Genomic DNA, 24,597 nt, shown 5'->3' with positions numbered 1-24,597 from the left:
ATATTTACTCACCATCCAAAAAGCATCTTAGTTGCTCTGATCTTGAAGGATGTCTAAGTTTTCTCAATGCTTTGGCTTCAATTTGACGGATTCTTTCACGCGTCACGTCGAATTGCTTGCCTACCTCTTCCAGCGTGTGGTCGGTATTCATGTTAATACCAAAGCGCATCCGCAGGACTTTTGCCTCTCTTGCGGTCAATCCTGCCAACACGTTTTGTGTCGATTCCCGCAAACCGGCAATTGTTGCAGCTTCAACTGGGGACAATACTTTAGCATCTTCTATGAAATCTCCCAAATGAGAATCTTCATCGTCGCCGATAGGCGTCTCCATTGAAATAGGTTCTTTAGCTATTTTCAATACCTTACGAACTTTGTCTTCCGGCATTTCCATTCGCTCCGCCAGTTCTTCCGGCGTTGCTTCCCGCCCTAATTCCTGAAGAATCTGTCTGGAAATTCGATTCAGTTTATTGATCGTTTCGATCATATGCACCGGAATACGGATAGTTCTAGCTTGGTCGGCAATCGAACGCGTGATGGCCTGTCTTATCCACCAAGTTGCATAAGTAGAAAATTTGTAGCCACGGCGATATTCAAATTTGTCGACCGCTTTCATTAAACCAATATTGCCTTCCTGAATCAAATCCAAAAATTGCAAGCCACGGTTAGTATATTTTTTAGCGATCGAAATAACCAACCTTAAGTTAGCTTCAATCATTTCTTTTTTCGCACGCCTTGCCTTGGCTTCTCCGATAGACATGCGTCGATTAATATCCTTTAGCCCACTAATAGTCAAACCATACTCTGCCTCTATGTCGGCCAGCGTCTTTTGGGCTTTTCGTATTTCTTTTTCCCGATCTTTTAACACCTCAGAATACTTGCTTCCTGGGCTTAAATACTGATCAAGCCATTCTGAACTGGTCTCATGTTCAGGGAAAGAGGCAATAAACTCTTTACGAGGCATCTTTGCATAGTTAACGCAAATGTCCATAATAAGCTTTTCTTGTTCCCGTACAGCTGTAACGCCATTAGGAATAATAGCCGTCAACTTTTTTAAATATTGCGGCGTCCACTTGAACTCCATAAACAAGTCCGCCAATATCTCAAACTCTTTCTCTGTTTTATCGCTCGAATAGCCATACTTTTTGATTGCTGTGGAAGCCGTTTTCAACTGCTTCCTTAGCTCATCAACTTTTTCTTTGACTTCTTCGTAGTTTAGGCCTTTCGGCTCCTCTTCCGCAGGAGCTTCTTCAACATCATCGCCCACAGGCAGAGCCGTAATAAAATCATCCGGCTCGCTTAAATCTACGAAACCGGAAATTAAATCAGTCAGGCGGATACCGCCCTCTTCACTTGAAATATTATCAAATGAATGTAAAAAATCCTCAACAACGATACAGGAGCGCGCTATAGCTTGAACTAATTGCTGCTGCCCTTCTTCAATGCGCTTGGCGATTTTCAATTCGTCTGAACGCGTCAATAATTCTACCGACCCCATTTCCCGCATATACATGCGCACTGGATCCGTAGTTCTACCAAACTCACTATCAACGGAAGCTAAAGCAGCAACTTCTTCAGCATCCTCATCATCCGTTGTAACGGCTGCCGAATCAGTAATAAGAGAATCTTCATCAGGGGCAACTTCGTAAACCTGAATCCCCATATCGTTGATCATGCCAATAATGTCTTCAATTTGCTCAGGATCAACAATATCACTAGGCAGGTGATCATTAACCTCGGCATAAGTCAGATACCCCTGGACTTTGCCTTTGGCTATCAATTGTTTAAGCTGGGACTGTTGCTGTTCTTGATTCATCATTTACTCACGGAAGACTCTGGCTCGACCTGACCTCGCCGAACCGAGAATTATACTACAAATTCCTACTACTTGGCACCATAATTTTAGTTGCCAGCATTTTACGCAGCAACTCTTTTTCCTGTGCATCCAGTCCATTTGTCTTGCCTTTATTCAGCAATCTGGTTAAAGCGCTTTCTCTAGCTTGATTTAACAATCTATCCAAAGAGTCGCAAAAAACCGCATCTATCTTGTCATCCGAAACCTGAGAATCCAATAAAGCCAATGCTTTTATAGACTTTTCTTCAGCAGCATCTCGATAGCACTCCACCAAAACGGCCGCATTAACAGGGTTTTTATCTGCAATCGTTTGCAAAATACTTCTAAACAGACCCGCTCCCGGAAAATCCAGTCCATTCCAGTCGATTTCCCGCTGCTCAACCAATTCCGCTAGCCTGGGATTCTGAACCAACAAAGCAACCGCGACTCGCGCCGACGATAATCTATTTCCATCCTGAGACAGATTCCTATCTGCTTTCCGGACTTGCTTCAAACCCTGATTAGAGGCAAGTGTAGCCGCATTCTCAAAAACATCCAGATTAGCCCACCCGGACAATTCTTTTAATCGCGCAAACATCATCTCCCTAAAAATACTTTCCGGCAGCTTTTCCAGGTACGGCCTTGCTTTGCTGACCAGTTGCGCTCGCCCCTCGATTTCGGATAGATTCAACTCATTCGAGAAATGACCAAAAAAATAGTCGGATAAAGTTTCAGCCGCTTGCACACGCCCAACAAATCCATCAACATCTTCTTCTCGCACCAATGAATCAGGATCATGATTTGGCGGCAACAGCATAATACGTATCTGCCGGCCATCCTTTAAACTGGAGAAAGCCGGCTCCATTGCTCTCCACGCCGCCTCACGCCCCGCTTTATCACCATCAAAACAAAACACCAGCTCTGAGCAAAAACGAAACAATAAATCAAGATGCGCCTGAGATGCAGCCGTTCCCAAGGTTGCCACCGCATAATGAATGCCATACTGAGCCAAGGCGATAACATCCATATAACCTTCAACAATTAAGATCCTTTGCGGCTTAGCATTTTTCGCCAGAAGCTCATACAAGCCATAAACCTCCCTGCTTTTGTGAAATAGGGACGTTTCCGGAGAATTCAAGTATTTCGGCAAAGAATTATCGAGCACCCGCCCGCCAAAACCTATAATTCTCGCCCGCCTATCCCTGATAGGAAACATGATTCGCCCGCGAAAACGATCATATATCTGCCCTCCCTCCTTGATAACCACCAAACCAGCCTCAAGCAGTAGCTTTGAGTCAAACCGCGCCGTCAGGGCTTGCCATTCATCAGGCGCATAACCCAACATAAAATCACTTGCACTAGCGCCGCCAACCCCCCTGTTTTTCAAATACTCAGCCGCTATTTTTCCTTCAACACCGGACCGCAGCCGCTCCACATAAAAGCCAGCCACCTGCTCCATTAACGCATACAGCTCACTCGAATCTTCTTTCTTCTGCTTTGATGACTGATATTCGACAGATTCCCTAGGAACATCGATCCCAACAAAAGCCGCCAAATCCTCAACAGCCTCAACAAAATCAAGATGACTGAACTCCATCAGAAAGCTGATGGCATTGCCGCTAGCACCACAACCAAAGCAATGAAAGAATTGTTTTTTTCGGTTTACCGAAAAACTGGGAGTTTTTTCAGCATGAAAAGGACAGCGAGCGACAAAGTTGTTACCCGTCTTTTTTAGAGGAACGTGCGAATCGATTAAATCAACAATATCAACCCGCACTAATAGATCATCAATAAACTCGCGAGGAATTCTACCAGACATCACAATGCTCCGACGACAAGACGGATGCAAGGCAATGCGGCGAGCAGTTGCCGGCAAAAACCAGAAAACAACTACCCTGCCAACGCAGCCTTGATTTTGGCGCTTACCTCTGACATGTCAGCCCGCCCCTGCATTTTTGCCTTAAGCAACGCCATGACCTTGCCCATATCCTTAACCGACTCAGCCCCAGATTCAGCAACTGCATCTTGAACCATTGAATCAATTTCAGCTTCAGTCAGAGCCTGCGGCAAAAACTCCTGAATTACAGGAACCTCCGCCTCTTCAATATCCGCCAAATCCTGTCGACCCGCTTCAATATATTGACGGATAGACTCACGGCGCTGTTTAAGCATTTTATCAAGCACCTGGATAACGCGCTCGTTATCCAAAACAGCGCGCTCATCAACCTCAACCTGCTTAATAGCGGCCAAAATTAAACGAATCACCCCTAGACGCGCTTTGTCGCCGCCTTTCATGGCGACTTTCATCTCTTCCTTGATACGATCTGTTAACAAATCCATCGTACAACCTTAATCTTTACAGTGCAGGGCGTCCGCGACGTAAGTTTTTCAATGCATAACGCTCACGCGCTAATTTTTTCAGATGACGCTTAACAGCAGCAGCACCTTTGCGTTTACGCTCTGCAGTTGGCTTTTCGTAAAACTCGCGGCGGCGCACTTCAGCTAATACACCTGCTTTTTCACAAGCGCGTTTAAACCGGCGAATTGCAATATCAAATGGTTCGTTTTCTTTGATTTTTACTGACGGCATATAATGACCCGAATATGTTAATATTTAAAAAGTTAGGATTTTTAATCCACTGAACAAACAGAACCCTTAATTATACCTTTACTTTTATAAATTTCAAAAACTCAATGTACGTTTTAGGCATAGAAACCTCGTGCGATGAAACCGGCGTCGCGATTTATCACTCAGAACAAGGCTTATGCAGCCATCTTTTATACAGCCAAGTTGACATGCATAGCGAGTATGGCGGCGTTGTTCCTGAACTAGCTTCGCGTGACCACATCAGAAAATTGGTTCCGTTAATTAAACAATGCCTGCAAGAAAGCCGACTAACAAGCAACGATATAAACGGCGTTGCTTACACAGCAGGCCCCGGACTGATGGGAGCACTGCTGGTCGGCGCGGCAACAGCCAGAAGCCTGGCCTGGACATGGCAAGTTCCCGCACTTGCGGTTCATCACATGGAAGGCCATCTGCTTGCGCCCATGCTTGAAGAAAATCCGCCGGAATTCCCTTTTGTCGCTTTACTGATTTCCGGAGGACACACTCTATTAGTGCGTGTCGAAGGTATCGGCCACTATCAACTGTTAGGTGAATCCCTCGATGATGCGGCCGGCGAAGCGTTTGACAAGACAGCTAAAATGCTGGGTTTGGGCTATCCCGGCGGACCGAAACTGTCCGCTCTTGCAGAACAAGGTATAGCAAAGACTAAATTCCCTCGCCCCATGACCGATCGCCCCGGACTGGAATTTAGTTTTAGCGGCTTAAAAACATTCACGCTGAATGCCGTTAATGCCTCAGAAAAAACCGATCAAGACAAGGCCGATGTTGCAGCCGCGTTTCAGCAGGCAGTTGCCGAAACGCTCAGTATCAAATGCAAGCGCGCCTTACAACAAACAGGACTAAAAAGACTGGTTATTGCCGGAGGAGTTAGCGCCAACAAGCAAATTCGAGCCTGCTTGACGGAAATGGTTGCCAAGGAAAATGCCCAACTCTATTTTCCGAGACTCCAATTTTGCACCGACAACGGCGCGATGATCGCTTATGCCGGCTGCCAGCGCCTAATGGCCGGCCAGCAACAAGGATTGGAAATTCATGCCCGCCCTCGCTGGCCGATTAGTGAATTATCGGGCTGCTGATTATCCCTCCTGCCCTGCCAGCAACCGCTGAATATTACTCTTATGCCGCCATAACAAGAAAACCGTCATGATTACAGAGGCTACAACGATAGCCTCGTCGCCGGTAATATACCAAGCAAAAATCGGCGACAAGCTGGACGCAACCAACGCTGACAAGGATGATATTTTGCCTAGCTTGTAAATCAGATACCAAGTTGCCATAAAAGCAAGGCCGAGCGCCCAGAAAAAACCCAGCAACACTCCAACCGATGTTGCCACGCCCTTTCCGCCTTTAAAACCGAAAAACACCGGATAAAGATGCCCCATGAATGCCGCCAAACCAGTCGCTGCGACCAACTCGGCAGATACTCCCAACACGTTTGCGGCATAAACAGGAATTAACCCTTTTAACGAATCACCCAGCAGCGTGATAGCTGCCGCTTTCTTGCCGCCGATACGCATCACATTGGTAGCACCGGGATTGCCCGACCCCTGTTCACGGGGATCCGGCAAGCCCATCAGACGGCAAATAATAATTGCACTGGAAATTGAACCTATCAGATAGGCAGCCGGAACAAACAACCATTCAACCATTGACTAATAACCTTTTCATCATTCAGAACTTGTAAGCGCGGAGCGTTTCCTTGATACTTACGACTACATGGACGCAGAGGCATCGTAGCAGGAGCACAAACCGAGCGACTTTAAAAAAACACGCATCATAACCGGAAATTACAATGGACATCATATTTTTAGGCGGGCTAAAGATCGAAACGATCATCGGCATTTACGACTGGGAAAGAGTAACCAAGCAAACCGTCATCCTTGATATCGAGATGGCTTTTGATATTCAAAAAGCCGCCGAAACCGACGATATTCAATATACGCTTGATTATAAAACCGTTTCTCGCCGCATTATTTCCTTCGTAGAAGCCAGCCAGTTTTTTCTGGTTGAAAAATTAATTTCAGAGATAGCCGATATTATACGTAATGAATTCAGCGTATCCTGGGTAAAAATAACCTTAAATAAAAAAGGCGCGATCAGTGGTGCCAGCGATGTCGGCATTATCATCGAGAGAGGAGAACGGAAACCGTGACCCGAGGCTATATCAGCATAGGCAGCAATATAGAAAAGGACAAATATATTCCTGCCAGCCTGCTAGCGCTTCAGCAAGTCTTTGGCGAACTGACGGTGTCAAGTATTTATGAATCAGAACCTGTCGGTTTTACAGGCGATACTTTCTATAATCTTGTGGTTGGTTTCGACTCCGATTTGGAGGTAAAAACGGTTGCCAAACAACTCCGGCAAATTGAACTCGATAATGGCCGTACACGCGATAGCCGCAAATTTGCAGCGCGCACTCTCGATTTGGACCTGATTCTATATGGCGACCTGCTTATTAACGACGGCCGCCTACAAATACCTCGGGATGAAATCGAACATTACGCTTTTGTACTTGAACCTTTAACGGAAATTGCCCCAAACTTGAAACATCCCGTCAGCCACCTGAGTTATGCCGAGCTATGGGAACAATTCAACAAGAGCGAACTAAAGCAAAAGCGCGTCGTACCTTCATGGACTTCAACAAAATAAGGTACGTCCGCCATCGACCGTCAGTATTTGACCGGTGATATAGTCGGCATTATTCACCAAAAAAAGCACCGCCTTGGCAATATCATCCGGCTCTCCTCTGCGCTTTAAAATCACCCGTTGCAGTATCTCCAGCCTGGCCGATTCGGATAAATCATGATCGGGCCAAAGTATGGCCCCCGGAGCCACGCCATTGACCCTGACAGCCGGCCCAAGCTCCTTGGCTAAAATCCTGGTCATGGCCGCCAGCCCGGCTTTGGCGATACTGTACACAGGATAACCGCTTAACCCGCGTTCGGCATGAATATCGATAATATTGACTATACAGCCGTTGTTATCGGCTAACGTTTCCGCCAGGGCTTTTGCCAAAAAGAAAGGCGCCTTTAAATTACTGCCCAACAATTCATCCCATTGTTGCTCAGTCACATCGGGCATAGCCGTCGGATAAAACGATGACGCATTATTCAGCAGCACATCGATGCCGCCCCAAGCCAAGCAGGCCTCCCTGGCAACAGTCTCCAGCTCCGCCATATTGAGCAAATCCGCCTGAATAATTTTTGCCGAATCGGGGCGTTGTTGATTTAATTCATAGCAAAGCCGTTGCGCCTCTGCCGACGAGGACCGGTAATGTAAAAATACATTACAGCCCTCGCTATGCAGCAATCGCGCACAAGCCGCGCCTATGCGCTTGGCGGCGCCGGTAATCAATACATTTTTTGCCCGCCCCATTATTAGTCTTGACGAGCCAGACTTTTACTCGCCACTTCGTAAACATCTTTGGAAATCGCTTCGGTCGATATAATCCGCTCAAGTTGCGCCTTCATTAACGCTTGCCTGCTTTCGTCATATCTCCGCCACGAAGTTAATGCTCCAACCATGCGCGATGCAATCTGCGGATTCAAAGTATTCAATGCAATAATCTGGTCCGCAAGAAATTGATAGCCTTGCCCGTTAGCGGCATGAAAATGCAGCGGATTAGATTGACTAAACGCACCCACCAATGACCTGACTCGGTTTGGATTTTTTAAATCAAACGCCGGGTGCTGCATTAAAGCCTTCACCGTCTCGAAAGTACCAGGCATATGACTGGAAGCCTGCAACGCAAACCACTTATCTATCACCAAAGCCTCCTCTTGCCATTGCCGGTAAAAACTGTCCAAACACCGCTGCTTAGCAGGATGCGGATTATTGGCAATAACCGCTAACGCGGCCATTTGGTCGGTCATATTCTTGGCCGTATTAAATTGCTGCTGAGCCAATCGCTGAACATTTATATTTTCCAGTTTGCCTAAGTAACTTAAACAGATATTTTTAATACGCCTACGCCCGATTGCACCGGCATCAAATTTCCCGGATTCATCCTTATGATTAGCCTGGTATAAAGCGAAAAACTGCGATTCCAGCTCCTCGGCCAAGGCTCGCATCACAAACTCGCTAGCCGTATGAATGGCTTCCACGTCGACAACTTCCATTTGATCGCCTAAATAGGTTTCCGAGGGCAAGCCTAATAGCAACGAGAAGTACGACAAGTCATCCCACGGCTGCTCCAAAACCTGCCTAAAGGCATCAACCATAACCGGATTGACGTGCAATTCCCTGCCGTTTTGCACATCGGCAATCAGGCCGGCAATAATCTGCCCAGCCAACTGCTGCCCGGCTTCCCAGCGATTAAACGTGTCGCTGTCGTGGCTTAATAAAAACGCCAGTTCATCCAGGCTGCGATCCATCACCAATTTAACCGGCGCCGAAAAGCCTCTCAAGATAGAAACAACCGGCTGCTCAGCCAATCCTTCAAAGACGAAGGTCTGTTCGGACTGGGTCAGTTGCAAAATAACTTCGTCACTGGCGCGATCACTGCCTTCCAGCTTACAAAGTGCGGCAGAACCGTCCTTATTCAGCAAGCCCATCGTCACAGGAATATGCAACGATTCTTTTACAGCTTGCCCGGGCGTTGGCGGACAGCTTTGCTTTATGGTTAAAGCCAGGGTTTGCGCGGACGCATCATAGTGCTGACGAACCGTTAATACCGGCGTTCCTGCCTGGGAATACCAGCGGCGGAACTGGCGCAAATCAATATCATTGGCTGCTTCCATCGCGCTAACGAAATCATCGCAAGTCACCGCTTGCCCATCATAACGTTCAAAGTACAGGTCGCTGCCTTTGCGAAAGCCTTCCGCGCCAAGCAGCGTATGAACCATGCGCACGACTTCGGCGCCTTTTTCGTACACCGTCAGGGTATAGAAATTGTTGATTTCTATATAGGCGTCAGGACGTATCGGATGCGCCAACGGCCCTGCATCCTCGGCAAACTGGCGAGTACGCAACATGTTGACATCTTCGATGCGCTTAACTGCCCTGGAAGTACGGTCCCCGGTAAATTCCTGATCGCGAAATACCGTAAATCCTTCTTTCAGGCTAAGCTGGAACCAGTCGCGGCAGGTGATGCGATTGCCGGTCCAGTTATGGAAATATTCATGACCGATCACGCCTTCGATATGCTCATAATCCGAATCGGTTGCGGTATCGGGCCGCGCCAGTACAAATTTGGTATTGAATACGTTCAGTCCTTTATTTTCCATCGCCCCCATATTGAAGTGACTGACGGCGACGATCATATACAAATCCAGGTCGTATTCGCGGCCATAGACTTGCTCATCCCAACGCATCGCATTTTTCAGAGATTGCATCGCATGATCGCATTTATCGATGTCATGCTTTTCGACAAAGATTTGCAAGTCGATTTCGCGACCGGACTGCGTAGTAAAGCGGTCAGCAATACATTCAAGCTGTCCTGCAACCAGTGCAAACAAATAGCACGGTTTATTGAACGGATCTTCCCAAGTCACCCAGTGGCGATTATTCGGCAATTCACCTTGAGCCACTTTGTTACCGTTGGACAGCAAAACCGGATAACGGTCTTTGTCGCCAACCAAGGTTGTTGTAAATGACGTCATCACATCGGGACGATCCAGGAAATAAGTAATTTTCCTGAAACCTTCCGCCTCACATTGCGTACATAGCATGCCATTAGAGAGGTATAGACCTTCCAATGCCGTGTTGGCTTTTGGGTTAATGGTATTTTCAATAGTCAGCTCAAAACGCTGCTGTTGCGGAACATTATTAACGATTAACGCATCCTGGGTTTGCAGGTATTGATCTTTGGCTAAGTCCTTACCATCCAAATTAACGCCAAGCAGTTTCAGATTCTCTCCCAATAAAATCAATGACTTGTTGGGAGAATAACTGGCAGGATTACGACTAAGAGTGAGCCGCGAACGCACCAAAGTATCTTCATCATCCAAGATAAAATTTAAAGCAACGTTGTGAATCAGGTATTCAGGTACCGTATAGTCTTTTAGATAAATTGTTTGTGGATTAGCGTCACGCATTATTTATACCTGCTGTTGTGATCGGAAGATCTGATGTTTTGATTGGCGAACAGTGCGATTAATAGCCACGAAGCTATAAAACAAACACCGCCGAAAGGAGTGATCATACCTAGCCAATGATGATTGAGTAAGGCCAGTGCATACAAGCTGCCGGAAAACAGTACAATGCCTGCAAACATTAGCCATCCCGACCAATGTAATAATTTGGAATCAGGCGCTTGCAGGCGAATTAGAGCAACGCCTATCAACCCCAAAGCGTGCCACATCTGGTAAGTCACGCCGGTTTGATAGACAGTTAACATTTCCGGGCTAATAACGGATTTTAAGCCGTGAGCGCCGAATGCCCCGATACCGACGCCGGTTAAAGCGCTTAACGCACCAAGCAACAAGAAAACCGAACTCATCATTTCTCCATTAATCTGGGCATCAGCTGTACCAAATTGCAGGGCCGGGTGCGATGATCCAATTGATCCTTGATCAGCGCATCCCATGCAGTGCGGCAGGCGCCGGACGAACCCGGCAGGCAAAATATGTAAGTCGCGTTGGCGACTCCGGCAATTGCCCTGGATTGAATGGTGGAGGTTTTAATATCTTGATAAGAGAGCATCCTAAAAATTTCGCCAAAACCGTCCAGCATTTTGTCCAATAATGGCGCAACGGCCTCGGGCGTGCCATCCCTGCCTGTTACGCCGGTGCCGCCGGTGCTGATCACGACATTAATATTGTCTTCGGCAATCCAGTTTGAAACAACCGCCCTGATTTGATAGACATTATCGGGGACTATTTTCTTTTCAACAACCCGATGTCCTGCACCGGTTGCGCGCTCGACTAGCGTTTTACCGGATACATCATCGACTTCGGTACGGCTATCGGAAACGACCAGTATCGCGATATTTAATGGGATGAAATCTGTGTTTGTAGTTGTAGTCATGTTTTTTAAAGATGAAAGACAAAAGGCTAAAGGCGCAGGCATAAGCTTCGAAAGTATATACTTTCAGCTTTTGCCTTGCGCCTTTCATCTAACTACTTTAACACAACAAAGAAACCTTCCTGTCCTCGCTGGATATTAAGCAGCAAAGGACCGTTCGGTTCGACCACTTGCTTTAATTCCTCAACATTATGGACGCGATAACGATTTGCCGACACAATGATATCGCCGGGACGCAGCCCTGTACGCCATGCGCTGGATGTTGTGTCGATTTTTTCAAATACGACACCTTCAATTTGGCCTTTTAGCGAGGTACTCAGCAACGCGCCTTCCAGCCCGCGATGCAACTGCCCTCCTGTCAATCGCGGCAGCTCCTGCTTACCGATTGTCGCGGTAACTTGTCTTTTCTCGCCGCCGCGGTAGTACTCCAGCTCTACATTGTCGCCAATTTGCATCAATCCGACGATATTGCGTATATCATGACTGTTCTTAATCGGATGACCATTCGCGGAAACAATAATATCGCCCGGTTCCAGTCCTGCTTTTGCTGCGGGCGAGTTACTTTCAATCCTGCTAATCGCGGCCCCCTGTATATTTTTTAAATTAAAAGCCTTAACTAATTCAGGCGTCAGATCCTGAGTGGTTACGCCCAACAGGCCGCGCCGCACTTCGCCGTGCTTGACCAGCGACTCCTTGATGGTCATGATCATATTGGACGGTATCGCGAAGCCGATGCCGACATTACCGCCTGTCGGCGCAAGAATTGCGGTATTCATGCCGACAAGCTCACCGTTCAGGTTGACCAACGCGCCACCTGAATTACCGGGATTAATCGAAGCATCGGTTTGAATAAAATCCTCGTAGCCCTCTATGCCAAGACCCGAACGCCCCAAAGCACTGACTATGCCTGACGTTACAGTCTGCCCCAAACCGAACGGATTACCGATCGCAACAACAAAATCGCCGACCTTCAGCCGACTGGAGTCGGCAATCGGCAGCATTGCCAGATTCTCGGCCGGGATCTGTATAACGGCGACATCCGCTTCGGGGTCAGTACCGATTAATTTAGCGGAAAGCTGGCGACCATCGTTCAAGGTCACAGTAATAGTATCCGCCTTATCGATAACATGGTTGTTGGTTAAAACCAAGCCTTGTTTACTGTCGACAATAACACCGGAACCCAAACTGTTTTTTTGCTGCCGTTGTAACGGCTGGTTCGGTACATTAAAAAATTGACGAAAAACCGGATCCTGCATCAGCGGATTGTCATTAACCGTAATATTGGTCGAAGTTGAAATATTGACTACCGCAGGCATACTTCGCTCAAGCATCGGAGCCAGGGACGGCAATTCCTGACCTGCAACGAAAGGAGGCAATTCGGCCTGCGTAGCCGGACTTATACCAAAATAAACGGGCAAAGAGATTATAAGCAACAGTTGTTTTACCGACTTAATATTCATAATGATTTTCCGGTTTGTTGAACACGCGTTATTTTTAATATCTGTAATATATGCACAAAAATGTTTAATGCAAGGTATGGTAAAGTGGATTTTTAAACAATCAGAACTGTCATTTAGATGTCATCTTGCTTAGAATATTTAAATGGCCGTAGACGTTGATTCCGAAGACGCGTTAATTATTCGCAAACTGATTCCGCTTGCAACATTACCGAGCGCTCGATTTAACGCGTTATGCGAGGAAATGACTGTCGAGGAAATACAAGACGACTTTTTGTTTAAAAAAGGCGATGCATGCCCGCAACTTGTTTATCTAATAAGTGGCGAGATCACTCTTCAGGCGGCAGGACTGATCGTTGAAGTCATTGCCGCAAACAATGACTCCGCCAAGTTTGCTCTGGCGCATCAGATCCCGAGAAAAATTGACGCACTCGCTAACGGAAAAGTACGTTTTTTACGGCTAAACGCTGATATTGTTAATAATCCACTTTCCCTTGCTAATAAAGAGGACAACAGTTACATGGTCATTGACGAGACTGATGGCGATTCAGATGATTGGATGACAGCATTATTAAGGTCACCCATTTTTCAACGCCTTCCTCCCGCTAATCTACAGAAAATCATCATGGGTTTAGAGGCCGTTCACTACAAAAAAGGTGAAATCATTCTCGAGCAAGGCGGCGTCGGGGATTATTACTACCTAATCAAGAGTGGGCAATGCCTGTTAACCCGCAAACCTTCACCTAATGCAAAAGAGATTAAATTAGCCCAACTCGGCAACGGCGATACTTTTGGCGAGGATTCATTACTGTCCGGCGCCCCCAGAAACGTAACCATTACCGCACTGACGGATATATCCCTGTTGCGCCTTGACAAGAACCGCTTCATATCACTGATAAAAGAACCTTCTCTAAAATTTGTTAATTTTGCAGAAATGCAGGAGGCGGTAAAACGAGGAGCGGTTTTGCTGGACGTCAGCTCGCAGGATGAGTATGAGCATCACCATCTTGACGGCAGCATCAACGCACCCTTTTTCTCCCTGCGCATGCAACTTAAAACATTAAGCCTTAAGCTCCCTGTCGTTGTTGTTTGCCAAGACGGCAAGACCAGCGAGGCAGCCGCGTTTTTATTGCTGAGGCATAAAATTGATGCAATGATTTTGAGAGGAGGAATGGAAAGCCTTGCAGCAAAACCGAATGCCGCTTCCGAGCCGGAAAACAAACCCTCGCTTTCCAGTGAAGAAAGTCCTGAAAGCAATGCCCACACGCAGCCCGCCAGCAGCCCAACAACCGCAGCAACCCATTCCTCTTTGGAAGATCAGATAAGAATCCTCAAACTTGAAAATGAAGCACTCAAAAACATCAACCATCAGCTCAATGACAAATGCATGAAACTGGAATTCGATAAACAACATGCTGAAAAACAATGCCGCATATTGCACAAGCAAATGGAAAAGTTAACCCAAGTATTGGATAAATTGAAAGGAGGATAGAGGGACTATCCATAGAATATGGAGGAAACGGTGTAGCCCGACGATCAGACTTGCAGATGCCGGGTTACGAGATACTGACAGACCCCAAGGGCAATTGCCGAGAGCGCCACAAATGGCGCTTCAGGCACGGGACGAGCCGGGAAGAAACAGAATCGGGAATTACTTGATTTTTGCTTCTTTATAAATAACGTGTTTACGAACGACAGGATCGAATTTCTTGATCTCCATCTTTTCAGGCATCGTACGTTTATTTTTTGTGGTTGTGTAAAAGTGCCCGGTTCCTTCGGTTGAAATCAGTTTAATTTTGTCGCGCATTTTTGCATCCTCTTAAAGATTGTTGCCGGCTTTACGTATGTCGGCAAGAACAGCATCAATGCCTCTCTTGTCAATGATACGCATGCCTTTCGGGGAAAGTCTAAGACGAACCCAACGGTTCTCGCTTTCTACCCAAAATCTGTGATGTTGCAGATTTGGACAAAAGCGTCTTTTAGTTTTGTTGTTAGCGTGTGAAACATTGTTACCTGTAACTGGACGCTTGCCTGTTACTTGACATACTCTGGACATGATTAACCCCTAATGGCGTGCCTAAATATAAAAATTAGCCGAGCTTTATACCAAAAATTGTTTTCAAGGTAAACAACAATCTATAAAATGAGCAAGATAAAAGGCACACGGTTAAAGATTAAAGGTCCGTACTCCTATGCCTTGCGCCTTTAACCTTGTACCTTTCGCCTAACGCACTTATCAGGAAAAAATAATGCCCATCAAGCTCGGCATGGTCATGGACTCCATCGATCATATCAACATCAAAAAAGACACCAGCTTTGCAATGCTACTCGAAGCTCAATCCAGAAACTGGGAGCTGCACTACATGGAACTTAACGATTTATTCCTACGCAACGGCAGAGCTTATGCGAGAACGCGGACGATTAAGGTTCAGCGGGATGAAAAATGCTGGCATGAGTTTACCGCAGAGCAAGATATATCGCTGGATGAGCTGGATGTGATCATGATGCGAAAAGATCCGCCTTTCGATCAGGAATACATCTATGCGACTTATCTGCTGGAACGCGCGGAAAGCATGGGCGTTTATGTAATCAATAAACCGCAATCGTTGCGTGATGCCAACGAAAAACTTTTTACAGCATGGTTTCCGCAATGCTGCGCAGAAACTTTAGTAGCCCGAGAGCCGGCCAGAATCAGGAGTTTTTTACTAGAGCAAGGCGAAATCATTTTAAAACCGCTGGACGGCATGGGCGGCACCTCCATTTTCCGTTTGCGGCACGGCGACCCCAATCTCAGCGTAATTCTGGAAACCATGACCCAGTACAACAGCCGCTATGTCATGGCGCAGAAATATTTACCGCAAATCGTAGACGGAGACAAACGTATCTTGTTGGTTAATGGCGAAGTCATTCCTTACGCCCTGGCGCGCATTCCCGCCCAAGGCGAAACGCGCGGCAACTTGGCCGCAGGCGGACGTGCCGAAGGCCGTCCATTAACCGAACGGGACCGCTGGATTGCCAACCAAGTCGGACCGACATTACGAGAAAAAGGCTTGGTTTTTGTCGGCATTGATGTAATTGGCGACACACTCACCGAAATTAACGTTACCAGCCCTACTTGCGTTCAGGAATTGGACCGCCAGTTTGGCTTGAATATTTGCGGTCAATTAATGGATCATATTGAAACAACTCTTGCCGCACCTGCTCCAGGCAGGTTTGCGGCATACACACCATCCATGGCGATAAATGAAAACACATCAGGTAATGTTTGATCCGCCTGCTCCGCTATCCAGTAATGACTCATTACTGATTGCTTTATTTTTAGCCGCCGTCATTCATGTCGTTATTGGACTGGGGATTAATTTCACTGCACCGCAACCGGAGCAAGTCACCCGGTCTATCGACATTACGTTGGTCAACATGCCAACCCAAAAAGCGCCCGAGAAAGCGCAATTGCTGGCTCAAGAAAATCAAGTCGGCGCGGGAGAACAACACAAGAAACCGGAACCAACGCCGCAGCAACTGCCCAGCCAAGGCAATAATAGCCAAGCCAGGCAGATGAAAAAGAGCGCCCCGGAGCAGAGCGAACCGAAAGCAGCAAAAAAACTGCTTACCCAGCAAAAAGCGGAAAAAAAAGTCATGACTGCGAGCAAACCGAATAATACCGAGCAGCATGTTGAAAAACATCCGCAATTGACCGCGGAAATGCTGCAACAGCAAATTGCACAATTGGGCACAGAAATCAGGCTCAACCAACAGAGCGCAGAGCAATCCAAAATAAAGTTTGTTGACTCAGTGAGCGCCCATAAATATATCGCAGCTCAATACATGAAAGACTGGGAAGATAAAGTGGAGCGCACCGGCAACCTTAATTATCCGGAAGTAGCCGCCAAGAAAAATTTTTCCGGCACCTTAACCATGGATGTTGGAATTAGGGCAGACGGCAGCGTTTACAGTATTCGTATCAACCAGTCTTCCGGGAATCCGGACCTGGATGAGGCCGCCAAAAAAATTGTCCGGATGAGTGCGCCGTTTGCACCGCTACCGATAGAGTTGCAAAAAGAGCTTGATGTCCTGGTCATCACCCGGGTTTGGAAATTTTCCGATGAATCGGGCATGACCGCGCGATAAGCAGTTGCTTAAGTTAACGTAAACTTTGATACTAACATCCATGAACGAAACTACTTACCTGAACAACCAATTCATTATCGCCATGCCCAATCTGGCTGATCCCAACTTCTTTCATACAGTTGCTTATATGTGCCAACATAATGAAGACGGTGCTTTAGGCATTGTCATTAACAGACCGGCCGACATGAAACTGGGCGAGATTTTCAAACAGATGGATATCACCGTTACTTCACCCTATTCAGCCGAAACACCTGTTTTTGCCGGAGGTCCGGTGCAGCAGGAGCGCGGCTTTGTGGTCCACCCCGCAGGTGGAGATTGGCACGCGACCATGGCAATTTCAGACACCATCTCCCTGACCACATCCAGAGACGTACTTGAAGCGATTGCCGCCGGCGAGGGCCCGAAGCAATATTTGGTGGCTTTAGGCTATGCCGGCTGGGGAGCCGGGCAATTGGAAAAAGAAATCATGGAGAATGCTTGGCTTAATACGCCTTGCAGCAAACAAGTCTTATTTGATACGCCGGTCAATTTACGCTGGAAAGCCGCAGCCGACCAGATCGGCATTGACATTAACCAACTGACTGCTCCGGCAGGACACGGCTAATTCCAGGCCCGATTCGTTTGCGCATAAACCAGACGCCGCACCGGCTGGCGGCCTATACTCCATTCCTGCCGGTATAAATCATGCAAGACCCATTACTAGCCAAAATCCATACCGACACTTACTTAGGCTTTGATTTCGGCACAAAAAAAATAGGCGTTGCCGTTGGTCAAACAACCACGGCAACGGCAAGCCCCTTACAAACCATTCGCTCGATCAACCAAAATCCCAACTGGGAAATAATCGGCAAACTGATACAAGAATGGCGTCCGGCCGGTTTAGTGGTCGGCATATCAAGACAGGCCGACGGCTCGGATAATCCTGTAACGCCTCGTATGTTAAAATTTTGCAGACAACTGGAAGGGCGCTATCAACTCCCCGTGTTTCGGCAGGATGAAACCCTGTCGACATTTGAAGCTAAACAAATGTTGTTTGACGAAGTCAACGTTAGCGCAAGCAAGCTCTGGGAAGTGCAAGACCAACTCGCCGCCCAGCTTATTTTGCAAACTTGGCTGAATGAACGAACCGCCCCCCATAATTAGAAAAATATGACTGCATGTCACGCTGGCGATAGAACAATGCAGGCCAAAGAAATGCCCCTGCATTCATTAAGCCCATGCAGCTTAGGCAGTTAATGAGAGCGCAAATGACACGAATGCGACTAAAGATCATTGATAAAATATACTGCAAGTAAAAATTATTCCTCCAAATTCCATGTCATCCGCGTTCCATTATGAAGTCTACATGATTGAGCAGTTACCCAAAAAGGACCATTAAGTGTTAAAAATTCCCGAATTATTAAATAACCTCGAAACCGCGCTAAAGCGCATTAGCGATGATAGAAAACTGGTCAATCCATTGATGCTGGGCATTCGTACCGGCGGCGTATGGATCGCAGAGCAAATGCACCGGCGATTAAATATCAGCGAGCCTTTAGGACTGCTGGATATTTCATTTTATCGGGACGACTTTTCGCAAATCGGCGTTAATCCCAACGTGAAGCCAAGCCAACTACCGCCTCATATTGAAGGCCGCGACATTATCCTGATCGATGATGTTTTTTATACCGGAAGAACTATCCGCGCCGCAATGAATGAAATTTTCGATTACGGCAGGCCGAACCAGATTGTTTTAGGCGTGCTGATAGAGCGTGACGGCAAACAAATCCCGCTCAACCCGGACTGCGTCGGCGCAAAGATCACCCTAAACGCCAATCAGCGCATCAAGTTAACCGGCCCGGAACCCGTAGACATTCACCTGGAAACCATTGATGGGGCTGCGTAAATAATGACTTATAAAGCTGAGCTGAGCAGCTTGCCTGCTCAAACGAAACTTATGCCCTTTGGGTATAACTTGCAACTAAATGCGGAAGGAAAGCTTAAACATTTTCTGACCATTGAAGGATTGGACAGGAACTTATTAACTGAAATTCTCGATACTGCTGAATCATTCGCTGGCGTGTCCGAGCATCAAGTTAAAAAAGTTCCCCTGCTGCGCGGCAAGACCATCGTTAATCTGTTTTTTGAAAACAGCACTCGCACCCGAACCACTTTTGAGCTGGCTGCGACGCGCTTGTCCGCGGATGTGATTAATATGAATATCGCCACCTCGGCCACCTCAAAAGGCGAAAGCCTGCTCGATACCATACGCAACCTGGAGTCCATGTTTGTCGACATGTTTGTAGTGCGACATGCGCTCAGCGGTGCGGCACACTTCATCGCCCAGCAGACCGCTCCGCATATCAGCGTTATCAATGCCGGCGACGGACAGCACGCCCATCCGACTCAGGCCATGCTGGACATGTTTACGATACGCCAAATCAAAAAAGATTTTTCCAACCTTAGGGTTGCGATTATCGGCGACATTTTGCATTCGCGGGTAGCCCGCTCGGAGATCCAGGCCTTGAATACGCTGGGCGCAGCCGAAGTCAGGGTTATTGCACCGAAAACCCTGCTGCCCGCGCATGTGGAAAGCCTGGGCGTCAGCGTGTCGCATAATTTAAGCGAAGGACTGAAAGATATTGATGTCGTGATGATGTTGCGTCTACAGAAAGAGCGCATGAGTTCGGCATTACTACCCAGTGAAAGCGAATACTTTAAATGTTTCGGACTGACCGAAGAAAAACTGAAAGTCGCCAAGCCCGATGCAATAGTCATGCATCCCGGCCCCATTAACCGGGGCGTGGAGATTGATTCCAAAGTCGCGGACGGCCCACAATCGGTAATACTCAGGCAAGTCAGCAACGGTATCGCCGTGCGTATGGCTATCATGGCGATGGCCATGCAAACGCTACCGTCCGCGCCCGGCAAGTCCGCGTCCACACCATCTACGGCAAACACAGGAACGATGTGATGAATCAAATACGCATAGATCACGGAAGAATCATAGACCCTGCAAATAAAATAGACCGCATCGGCTGCGTTTATATCTCGGGCGGCAAAATTATTTCAGTGACTGACGAACCAGCCGGATTCAAAGCGGATACTGTCATTGATGCCGGCGGACAAATCGTGTGCCCGGGTTTTATCGACTTAAGTACCCGCTTGCGGGATATGGGACATAGCCGCAAAGCCACATTTAAAAGCGAAGTCATTGCCGCCGCTGCCGCCGGCGTCACTACCTTATGCCTGCAGCCAGATACTGTCCCGGTCATCGATACGCCTGCCGTTGTCGAACTGATCAAGGAGCTGGCGGAAAAAGCCGGTTATCCGCGAATCTATACGGTTGGCGCCCTCACTCAAAAACTGGAAGGTACGGAACTAAGCGCCATGCTGTCTCTGAAACAGGCAGGATGCATTGCTGTCGGCAATGCCAATCAACCGGTTAGAAATCTGTTGATATTGCGGCGGGCAATGGAATATGCAGCGAGTCATGATTTATTGATGATGTTCCGCCCCAACGATTTTTGGCTGGGTAATAACGGCTGCGCTCACGAAGGCGCGGTCGCTACCCGCTACGGTTTGCCCAGCATTCCTGAAGCCGCCGAAACCATAGCGCTGGCGCAATGCCTGGAACTGGCCGAGTTGACCGGTTGCCGCGTGCATTTCGGCCAATTAAGCTGCAAGCGCTCGGTAATTAAGATTCATCAGGCGAAAAAATACGGCTTAAAGGTCAGCGCCGATGTCGCCGTTCATCAACTGCATCTGACTGAAAACGACATGACGCCTTTTGACAGCGCCTATCATGTGTTGCCGCCATTACGCACCGAGGACGACAAGCAGTATTTAAGACAAGGCTTGGCCGGAAGCACAATTAACAGTATCTGCTCGGATCACCAGCCCCACGACTTGGACGCCAAACTGGGTGCATTTCCGGAAACGGAACCTGGCATATCGTCGTTGGAAACCCTGTTGCCGTTAATGCTTAAACTGGTAGCCCAACATGCGATCACGCTGGAACAAGGCATTGCTTGCTTAAGCGCGAACCCTGCACGGGTGTTGCGTTTAAACAGTGGCGCTTTAACACCGGGTTTTTCTGCGGATGTCTGCATCTTCGACCCAAAACGCGACTGGCAGATTAATTCGGAAAACTGGAAAAGTCAGGGCATTAACACGCCGTTTTGGGGGCAAACGCTGACGGGCCGGGTGACTCATACTTTACAGGAGGGCATGGTTATTCACCGCTTATAAAACACAAAGAGATCTTTTCTAAATAGAGTGACCGAGATAATGAGAGGCCAGTTGCTTCTAATCAACTGGCTATTATCGTCGGTTTAACTAACCGCCGTTGCTGTCCAAGCGGATTTTAAGCTCTCCCTGCCGAACCGCCACATTCCTATGATGCCGAACTTGGCACCTTTTCCGGCCATGAATATAAATTGGTACATCATGTATAGCGCGCTCGGTCTTTGTGTACCACCATGTTCCCAGAAATCAACCCAACGTTGACTGTCCCCGTAGACCATCTTCACTACATCGGCGAACCTTTGTTCCAGCTCAGTAAACTCGCACCCGCAAATGGCAAACCCTTTGCGGTTGGCAAGGAACATGATTTTGGCTGACAGTTCGTGTACGTCGCCACGGCTATCATTTGTTTTGAGGATGACAATATCTCCCTGCTTCAAGGCGTCGCTGATGGGAAATTTAAAACCTATGCCGCTAAGAGAAAGATCCATCATCTCGCCATCTATGATTATTTTTTTATCATGCTCTAAAAACGCAGTTATTTTTCCTTTGACAGGAAAGCGATGGTGCCGGCGAATTTGGCTTCGCTCCCAAAATATACCCAGGGAAGCAAAAGAGATGGCCAGATTATAAAGCACCCAGCTTGCACAGATTAAAATAACATCCCGGTAGATAGGATACGTAATCCATTCGTACACGGCCACCGGCACCGAAACCAACATAATGACGACCATCAGATAATAAGGCCCCGCCAAAGGGCTCAACATATCCTGGGTTTGGTTTTTCCCTTTGGGAGTGACCTTAAATGTCGGTTTTCTCGGGTTGCAGATAACCCCCAATACTGCGGGAAGAAGGAATATCGATTGCAAGCCCTCATAACATTCGGAATACATAGGCCATCGGTATTTACCAAAGAGATAGTCCGAAGCAATAAAACTGGTAATTAGATTTGGCATGGCGTATGCCAAAATCTGACCGGCAGAAGCATGATAAATCTGAAGCCCAAAAAGAATGAACAGAGTAGGCGCAATAAAAAACAAAAAACGTGCAAAACCAAAAAACCAAAACAGATAAGTACTGCTGTAACAGAGGCGTTGCGGCATACTCAGACCTGATATTCCCATCGGATTCTTTAAAAAACCGATTTGCAACATACCCTGACACCAGCGCGTCCTTTGTACCAGAAAGTCCTCTAACGTCTCAGGTGATAAACCGCAAACCATAGGACGATCGATAAAAGCGCTGTTGTAACCCTTGCCATGCAGTCCCAACGCTGTTTCGGCATCTTCTGTGATGGTATCGCCCGCGATACCTCCAACTTCGTCTAAGAATTTGCGCCGCAATATGGCGGCCGAACCGCAAAAAAAACTCGCGTTCCATAAATCCATAGCTGGATGGCCGGCACGATAAAACATTTCATGCTCGCCAGGAGCATCACCGAAAGAACCCATCCTTTTTTCCAAGGGATCAGGATTAATAAAAAAATGAGGCGTTTGAACCAAAAACAATTTTTTGTCCTTCAAAAACCACCCAACTGTTTTTTGCAAAAAATCTTGCGAGGGAATGTGGTCGCAATCGAGGATTAAAATAAGATCGCCGGAAGTTTTTTTCAAAGCCTCGTTGAGGTTTCCGGCCTTGGCATGCTCATTTTTTTCCCGAGTCAGATAACCGACGCCGAGTCTCGCGGACATCTCTTGCATTTCATTATAGCGCTGCCATGCTGCCGAGGCTAAGATAGGATTATTTCGTCTTTGCTCCGAGCTGCCGTCATCCAGGATATAAACATTCAGTTTATCCTTGGGATAGTCCAACAAAGTTGCGGCGGTTGCCGTAACATGAGTGATTTCCACATCTTCAGTATAAGTAGGGATAAAAATGTCTACCGTGGGCCATAAACTCTGATTCTTTGGCAAAGGCGCTATCCTGCGCTTAAGGGGCCATAAATTAACGAATAGATTAATGTAATGCACCAACGAAACTTGCAGCTCCGCCAAATAAACCAAGGACATCATGACACAATCCATTGGCCCTGTATAAATCAGCGTGTCGAATGTACGCCATAAAAAGTAACGCAACGAAATAAAGGCAACAATAACAAGGAAAAGTATGCGGCCAAGAGGTTTTTGAAAAAAGCTCCGGCGCTTGGCAACAACCAAAATAAATACCCCTCCCCAGCCCAGCATAAACTGCTCGGATACATCCAAGGTCAAATTGGCCATGTATATAAACAACAAAACGCAAAGGAAAAGCGCAGCATTCAGCAGCCTTCTGCCGATCTTATCGTCAAAACGGTAATTCATATTGAGTTTACGCTGCTAGGTAGGAAAATCCGATGGATAGCTCTAATTGGCGATAGTGTGCCTGGCAGAACGCCTTTCTTCGCTGGAGGAAAAGCCTGTGAAGAGCTCATTCCCTTTAATTAGCAATGTGACTGCAATGATTCCAATGGCAATAATTGCGAGAATAGCGACCCAGACAAAGAGGCCTGACTTAGCCTGAGCTTGGTTTTGGCCTGTGGATAGTCCGGCAGCGAGTTCGGCCTTATCTTTTTCGATATCGTCCGGATCCCAAATGATTTTGAAGATTTTGAATTCGTCCTTTTTACCTTTTAGTTTTGCCATCCGGAAGTATCGGCAATAAATTTCCGCCTTGTCTTCCAGTGCGTTAAAGGTTTCCTCTGAAACACAGATTTCGCTGCCTTGAGCTTGTGCATCGAAACGAGCGGCTACGTTTACCACGTCACCGTATATGTCGTCTTTTTCTACAATACCTTCGCCAGTATGAAGACCGGCAGTAACTATAATAGGGATTTTAGGCTTTTGTTTGGCGTTGTACTCTTTGAGTATGCGCTGGAATTCACTGGCGGCCCGTGCAGCATCCTGTGCTTTAGTAAAATAAGACATAGTGCCGTCGCCCATGGTCTTAACTAAAACGCCATTGTGTTTTTTCAAAATAGGAAAAAGCATGTCGTTGTGCTTCTTCATCAACTCACGAACAGCCAGATTCCCCTCGGCTTCCGTGATCGCAGTCGACCCTTTCAGATCCGTAAACATCACGGTGATGACTTTTGTGAATTTTTCGTGAAATAATGCCTCTAAACGCTGCCTTTCGGCCATAAGGCTTTCAGCGTCGAGTTCCTCTGATGTCTGCTGAAGTGATTGATTGTGATCTTTCATTTTTAAATTTGCGAGTTCATGTATCGTTATAAAAATTACAATATCAAGATTCCTGCCCTGCCTCCTGCAAACCGGTCTCTCTTACAATTCTTGCAGCCAAGCCGTAACTGTAGGCCATGAATTATTGCAGAATTCTTGTCAAACTGGAAGATATAAGAATCAAGGCATTTACGCAGCTTATTCCGTACT

Annotated in this window: 25 protein-coding genes; 11 read left to right on the top strand and 14 right to left on the bottom strand. The window is 47.1% G+C overall.

Going from position 1 to position 24,597, the window contains the following annotated elements; genetic code table 11:
• Nucleotides 1–4 precede the first annotated feature (4 nt).
• The 4 genes from rpoD to rpsU form a co-directional block, all read right to left on the bottom strand.
• Entirely contained in the window at nucleotides 5–1,813 is a 1,809-nt protein-coding gene (rpoD, locus tag EKO24_RS00570; RefSeq protein ID WP_127027726.1) for an RNA polymerase sigma factor RpoD, read from the bottom strand.
• Between the two features lie 55 nt (nucleotides 1,814–1,868).
• Entirely contained in the window at nucleotides 1,869–3,650 is a 1,782-nt protein-coding gene (gene dnaG / locus EKO24_RS00565) for a DNA primase (protein WP_127027655.1), read from the bottom strand.
• Between the two features lie 71 nt (nucleotides 3,651–3,721).
• Entirely contained in the window at nucleotides 3,722–4,171 is a 450-nt protein-coding gene (locus EKO24_RS00560) for a GatB/YqeY domain-containing protein (RefSeq protein WP_127027656.1), read from the bottom strand.
• 16 nt (nucleotides 4,172–4,187) lie between these two features.
• Nucleotides 4,188–4,421 (bottom strand): 30S ribosomal protein S21, encoded by a 234-nt coding sequence (rpsU, locus tag EKO24_RS00555; RefSeq protein WP_006890759.1) that lies wholly within the window; start codon nucleotides 4,419–4,421, stop codon nucleotides 4,188–4,190.
• Nucleotides 4,422–4,525: 104 nt separating this feature from the next.
• Between rpsU and tsaD the strand changes: the two genes are divergently transcribed.
• Nucleotides 4,526–5,536, top strand: a complete 1,011-nt coding sequence (tsaD, locus tag EKO24_RS00550; RefSeq protein WP_127027657.1) for a tRNA (adenosine(37)-N6)-threonylcarbamoyltransferase complex transferase subunit TsaD — start codon at nucleotides 4,526–4,528, stop codon at nucleotides 5,534–5,536.
• On the opposite strand, the gene plsY is transcribed toward tsaD, so the two are convergent.
• A complete protein-coding gene (gene plsY, locus EKO24_RS00545) occupies nucleotides 5,537–6,109 on the bottom strand; it encodes a glycerol-3-phosphate 1-O-acyltransferase PlsY (protein ID WP_127027658.1) in 573 nt (190 codons plus the stop codon).
• Between the two features lie 143 nt (nucleotides 6,110–6,252).
• Here plsY and folB point away from each other — a divergent pair, with 143 nt between their 5' ends.
• Nucleotides 6,253–6,612 carry a dihydroneopterin aldolase gene (gene folB, locus EKO24_RS00540; RefSeq protein WP_127027659.1) on the top strand — a complete coding sequence of 120 codons (360 nt, stop codon included), beginning with the start codon at nucleotides 6,253–6,255 and terminating at the stop codon, nucleotides 6,610–6,612.
• Complete coding sequence (folK, locus tag EKO24_RS00535) at nucleotides 6,609–7,109, top strand: 2-amino-4-hydroxy-6-hydroxymethyldihydropteridine diphosphokinase (RefSeq protein WP_127027660.1); 501 nt, start codon at nucleotides 6,609–6,611, stop codon at nucleotides 7,107–7,109. Before folB ends, folK begins: the two co-directional genes overlap by 4 nt.
• Here folK and EKO24_RS00530 read toward each other — a convergent pair.
• The 5 genes from EKO24_RS00530 to EKO24_RS00510 all read right to left on the bottom strand — a co-directional run bounded on the left by EKO24_RS00530 (nucleotide 7,098) and on the right by EKO24_RS00510 (nucleotide 12,883).
• On the bottom strand, nucleotides 7,098–7,835 hold the full coding sequence (locus EKO24_RS00530) for a pteridine reductase (protein ID WP_127027661.1): 738 nt from the start codon (nucleotides 7,833–7,835) through the stop codon (nucleotides 7,098–7,100). The genes folK and EKO24_RS00530 overlap by 12 nt on opposite strands.
• A 2-nt stretch (nucleotides 7,836–7,837) precedes the next feature.
• On the bottom strand, nucleotides 7,838–10,495 hold the full coding sequence (pepN, locus tag EKO24_RS00525) for an aminopeptidase N (protein ID WP_127027662.1): 2,658 nt from the start codon (nucleotides 10,493–10,495) through the stop codon (nucleotides 7,838–7,840).
• Entirely contained in the window at nucleotides 10,495–10,899 is a 405-nt protein-coding gene (locus tag EKO24_RS00520) for a DUF423 domain-containing protein (RefSeq protein ID WP_127027663.1), read from the bottom strand. Before EKO24_RS00520 ends, pepN begins: the two co-directional genes overlap by 1 nt.
• Nucleotides 10,899–11,426, bottom strand: a complete 528-nt coding sequence (gene moaB, locus EKO24_RS00515; RefSeq protein WP_127027664.1) for a molybdenum cofactor biosynthesis protein B — start codon at nucleotides 11,424–11,426, stop codon at nucleotides 10,899–10,901. Before moaB ends, EKO24_RS00520 begins: the two co-directional genes overlap by 1 nt.
• Before the next feature lie 92 nt (nucleotides 11,427–11,518).
• The gene (locus EKO24_RS00510; RefSeq protein ID WP_127027665.1) at nucleotides 11,519–12,883 is read right to left on the bottom strand and encodes a DegQ family serine endoprotease; all 1,365 of its coding nucleotides are present in this window, start codon (nucleotides 12,881–12,883) and stop codon (nucleotides 11,519–11,521) included.
• A gap of 271 nt (nucleotides 12,884–13,154) precedes the next feature.
• On the opposite strand from EKO24_RS00510, the gene EKO24_RS00505 reads away from it, so the two are divergent.
• Nucleotides 13,155–14,372, top strand: coding sequence for a cyclic nucleotide-binding domain-containing protein (locus tag EKO24_RS00505; RefSeq protein WP_241674340.1), 1,218 nt, complete (start codon nucleotides 13,155–13,157; stop codon nucleotides 14,370–14,372).
• A 159-nt stretch (nucleotides 14,373–14,531) separates the two neighbouring features.
• Here the strand turns inward: EKO24_RS00505 and rpmG are convergent, their stop codons facing one another.
• Together rpmG and rpmB are read right to left on the bottom strand one after the other, a co-directional pair.
• Nucleotides 14,532–14,687, bottom strand: coding sequence for a 50S ribosomal protein L33 (gene rpmG, locus EKO24_RS00500; RefSeq protein WP_006890747.1), 156 nt, complete (start codon nucleotides 14,685–14,687; stop codon nucleotides 14,532–14,534).
• 12 nt (nucleotides 14,688–14,699) lie between these two features.
• Entirely contained in the window at nucleotides 14,700–14,936 is a 237-nt protein-coding gene (gene rpmB, locus EKO24_RS00495) for a 50S ribosomal protein L28 (RefSeq protein WP_127027667.1), read from the bottom strand.
• Between the two features lie 193 nt (nucleotides 14,937–15,129).
• Here rpmB and gshB point away from each other — a divergent pair, with 193 nt between their 5' ends.
• From gshB to EKO24_RS00460, 7 genes are all read left to right on the top strand, one after another.
• The gene (gshB, locus tag EKO24_RS00490) at nucleotides 15,130–16,149 is read left to right on the top strand and encodes a glutathione synthase (protein WP_241674339.1); all 1,020 of its coding nucleotides are present in this window, start codon (nucleotides 15,130–15,132) and stop codon (nucleotides 16,147–16,149) included.
• Entirely contained in the window at nucleotides 16,124–17,008 is an 885-nt protein-coding gene (locus EKO24_RS00485; RefSeq protein ID WP_127027668.1) for an energy transducer TonB, read from the top strand. The genes gshB and EKO24_RS00485 overlap by 26 nt, the downstream gene beginning before the upstream one ends.
• Nucleotides 17,009–17,048: 40 nt before the next feature.
• Nucleotides 17,049–17,612: a YqgE/AlgH family protein gene (locus tag EKO24_RS00480; protein ID WP_127027669.1), complete on the top strand. Its 564-nt coding sequence runs from the start codon at nucleotides 17,049–17,051 to the stop codon at nucleotides 17,610–17,612.
• Nucleotides 17,613–17,692: 80 nt separating this feature from the next.
• Entirely contained in the window at nucleotides 17,693–18,151 is a 459-nt protein-coding gene (gene ruvX, locus EKO24_RS00475) for a Holliday junction resolvase RuvX (protein WP_127027670.1), read from the top strand.
• A gap of 235 nt (nucleotides 18,152–18,386) precedes the next feature.
• Nucleotides 18,387–18,893: a bifunctional pyr operon transcriptional regulator/uracil phosphoribosyltransferase PyrR gene (gene pyrR / locus EKO24_RS00470; RefSeq protein WP_127027671.1), complete on the top strand. Its 507-nt coding sequence runs from the start codon at nucleotides 18,387–18,389 to the stop codon at nucleotides 18,891–18,893.
• Between the two features lie 51 nt (nucleotides 18,894–18,944).
• The gene (locus EKO24_RS00465) at nucleotides 18,945–19,961 is read left to right on the top strand and encodes an aspartate carbamoyltransferase catalytic subunit (RefSeq protein ID WP_127027727.1); all 1,017 of its coding nucleotides are present in this window, start codon (nucleotides 18,945–18,947) and stop codon (nucleotides 19,959–19,961) included.
• Complete coding sequence (locus EKO24_RS00460) at nucleotides 19,961–21,238, top strand: dihydroorotase (RefSeq protein WP_127027672.1); 1,278 nt, start codon at nucleotides 19,961–19,963, stop codon at nucleotides 21,236–21,238. Before EKO24_RS00465 ends, EKO24_RS00460 begins: the two co-directional genes overlap by 1 nt.
• An 83-nt stretch (nucleotides 21,239–21,321) precedes the next feature.
• Here the strand turns inward: EKO24_RS00460 and bcsA are convergent, their stop codons facing one another.
• The gene (gene bcsA / locus EKO24_RS00455; protein ID WP_127027673.1) at nucleotides 21,322–23,532 is read right to left on the bottom strand and encodes a UDP-forming cellulose synthase catalytic subunit; all 2,211 of its coding nucleotides are present in this window, start codon (nucleotides 23,530–23,532) and stop codon (nucleotides 21,322–21,324) included.
• Between the two features lie 42 nt (nucleotides 23,533–23,574).
• Nucleotides 23,575–24,408: an adenylate/guanylate cyclase domain-containing protein gene (locus EKO24_RS00450; RefSeq protein ID WP_127027674.1), complete on the bottom strand. Its 834-nt coding sequence runs from the start codon at nucleotides 24,406–24,408 to the stop codon at nucleotides 23,575–23,577.
• Between the last annotated feature and the right edge of the window lie 189 nt (nucleotides 24,409–24,597).

This window comes from Candidatus Methylobacter oryzae (assembly GCF_003994235.2).
Taxonomy (GTDB): domain Bacteria; phylum Pseudomonadota; class Gammaproteobacteria; order Methylococcales; family Methylomonadaceae; genus Methylobacter_A; species Methylobacter_A oryzae.
Note: the sequence above shows the minus strand (reverse complement) of the source record. Positions and strands in the feature narration are given on the sequence as shown.

Coding starts and splice junctions, on each gene's coding strand:
- rpoD (WP_127027726.1), bottom strand. CDS start 1,813: ATGAATCAAGAACAGCAACAGTCCCAGCTTAAACAATTGATAGCCAAA.
- dnaG (WP_127027655.1), bottom strand. CDS start 3,650: ATGTCTGGTAGAATTCCTCGCGAGTTTATTGATGATCTATTAGTGCGG.
- EKO24_RS00560 (WP_127027656.1), bottom strand. CDS start 4,171: ATGGATTTGTTAACAGATCGTATCAAGGAAGAGATGAAAGTCGCCATG.
- rpsU (WP_006890759.1), bottom strand. CDS start 4,421: ATGCCGTCAGTAAAAATCAAAGAAAACGAACCATTTGATATTGCAATT.
- tsaD (WP_127027657.1), top strand. CDS start 4,526: ATGTACGTTTTAGGCATAGAAACCTCGTGCGATGAAACCGGCGTCGCG.
- plsY (WP_127027658.1), bottom strand. CDS start 6,109: ATGGTTGAATGGTTGTTTGTTCCGGCTGCCTATCTGATAGGTTCAATT.
- folB (WP_127027659.1), top strand. CDS start 6,253: ATGGACATCATATTTTTAGGCGGGCTAAAGATCGAAACGATCATCGGC.
- EKO24_RS00530 (WP_127027661.1), bottom strand. CDS start 7,835: ATGGGGCGGGCAAAAAATGTATTGATTACCGGCGCCGCCAAGCGCATA.
- pepN (WP_127027662.1), bottom strand. CDS start 10,495: ATGCGTGACGCTAATCCACAAACAATTTATCTAAAAGACTATACGGTA.
- EKO24_RS00520 (WP_127027663.1), bottom strand. CDS start 10,899: ATGAGTTCGGTTTTCTTGTTGCTTGGTGCGTTAAGCGCTTTAACCGGC.
- moaB (WP_127027664.1), bottom strand. CDS start 11,426: ATGACTACAACTACAAACACAGATTTCATCCCATTAAATATCGCGATA.
- EKO24_RS00510 (WP_127027665.1), bottom strand. CDS start 12,883: ATGAATATTAAGTCGGTAAAACAACTGTTGCTTATAATCTCTTTGCCC.
- rpmG (WP_006890747.1), bottom strand. CDS start 14,687: ATGCGCGACAAAATTAAACTGATTTCAACCGAAGGAACCGGGCACTTT.
- rpmB (WP_127027667.1), bottom strand. CDS start 14,936: ATGTCCAGAGTATGTCAAGTAACAGGCAAGCGTCCAGTTACAGGTAAC.
- gshB (WP_241674339.1), top strand. CDS start 15,130: ATGCCCATCAAGCTCGGCATGGTCATGGACTCCATCGATCATATCAAC.
- EKO24_RS00485 (WP_127027668.1), top strand. CDS start 16,124: ATGAAAACACATCAGGTAATGTTTGATCCGCCTGCTCCGCTATCCAGT.
- EKO24_RS00480 (WP_127027669.1), top strand. CDS start 17,049: ATGAACGAAACTACTTACCTGAACAACCAATTCATTATCGCCATGCCC.
- ruvX (WP_127027670.1), top strand. CDS start 17,693: ATGCAAGACCCATTACTAGCCAAAATCCATACCGACACTTACTTAGGC.
- EKO24_RS00465 (WP_127027727.1), top strand. CDS start 18,945: ATGCCCTTTGGGTATAACTTGCAACTAAATGCGGAAGGAAAGCTTAAA.
- EKO24_RS00460 (WP_127027672.1), top strand. CDS start 19,961: ATGAATCAAATACGCATAGATCACGGAAGAATCATAGACCCTGCAAAT.
- bcsA (WP_127027673.1), bottom strand. CDS start 23,532: ATGAATTACCGTTTTGACGATAAGATCGGCAGAAGGCTGCTGAATGCT.
- EKO24_RS00450 (WP_127027674.1), bottom strand. CDS start 24,408: ATGAAAGATCACAATCAATCACTTCAGCAGACATCAGAGGAACTCGAC.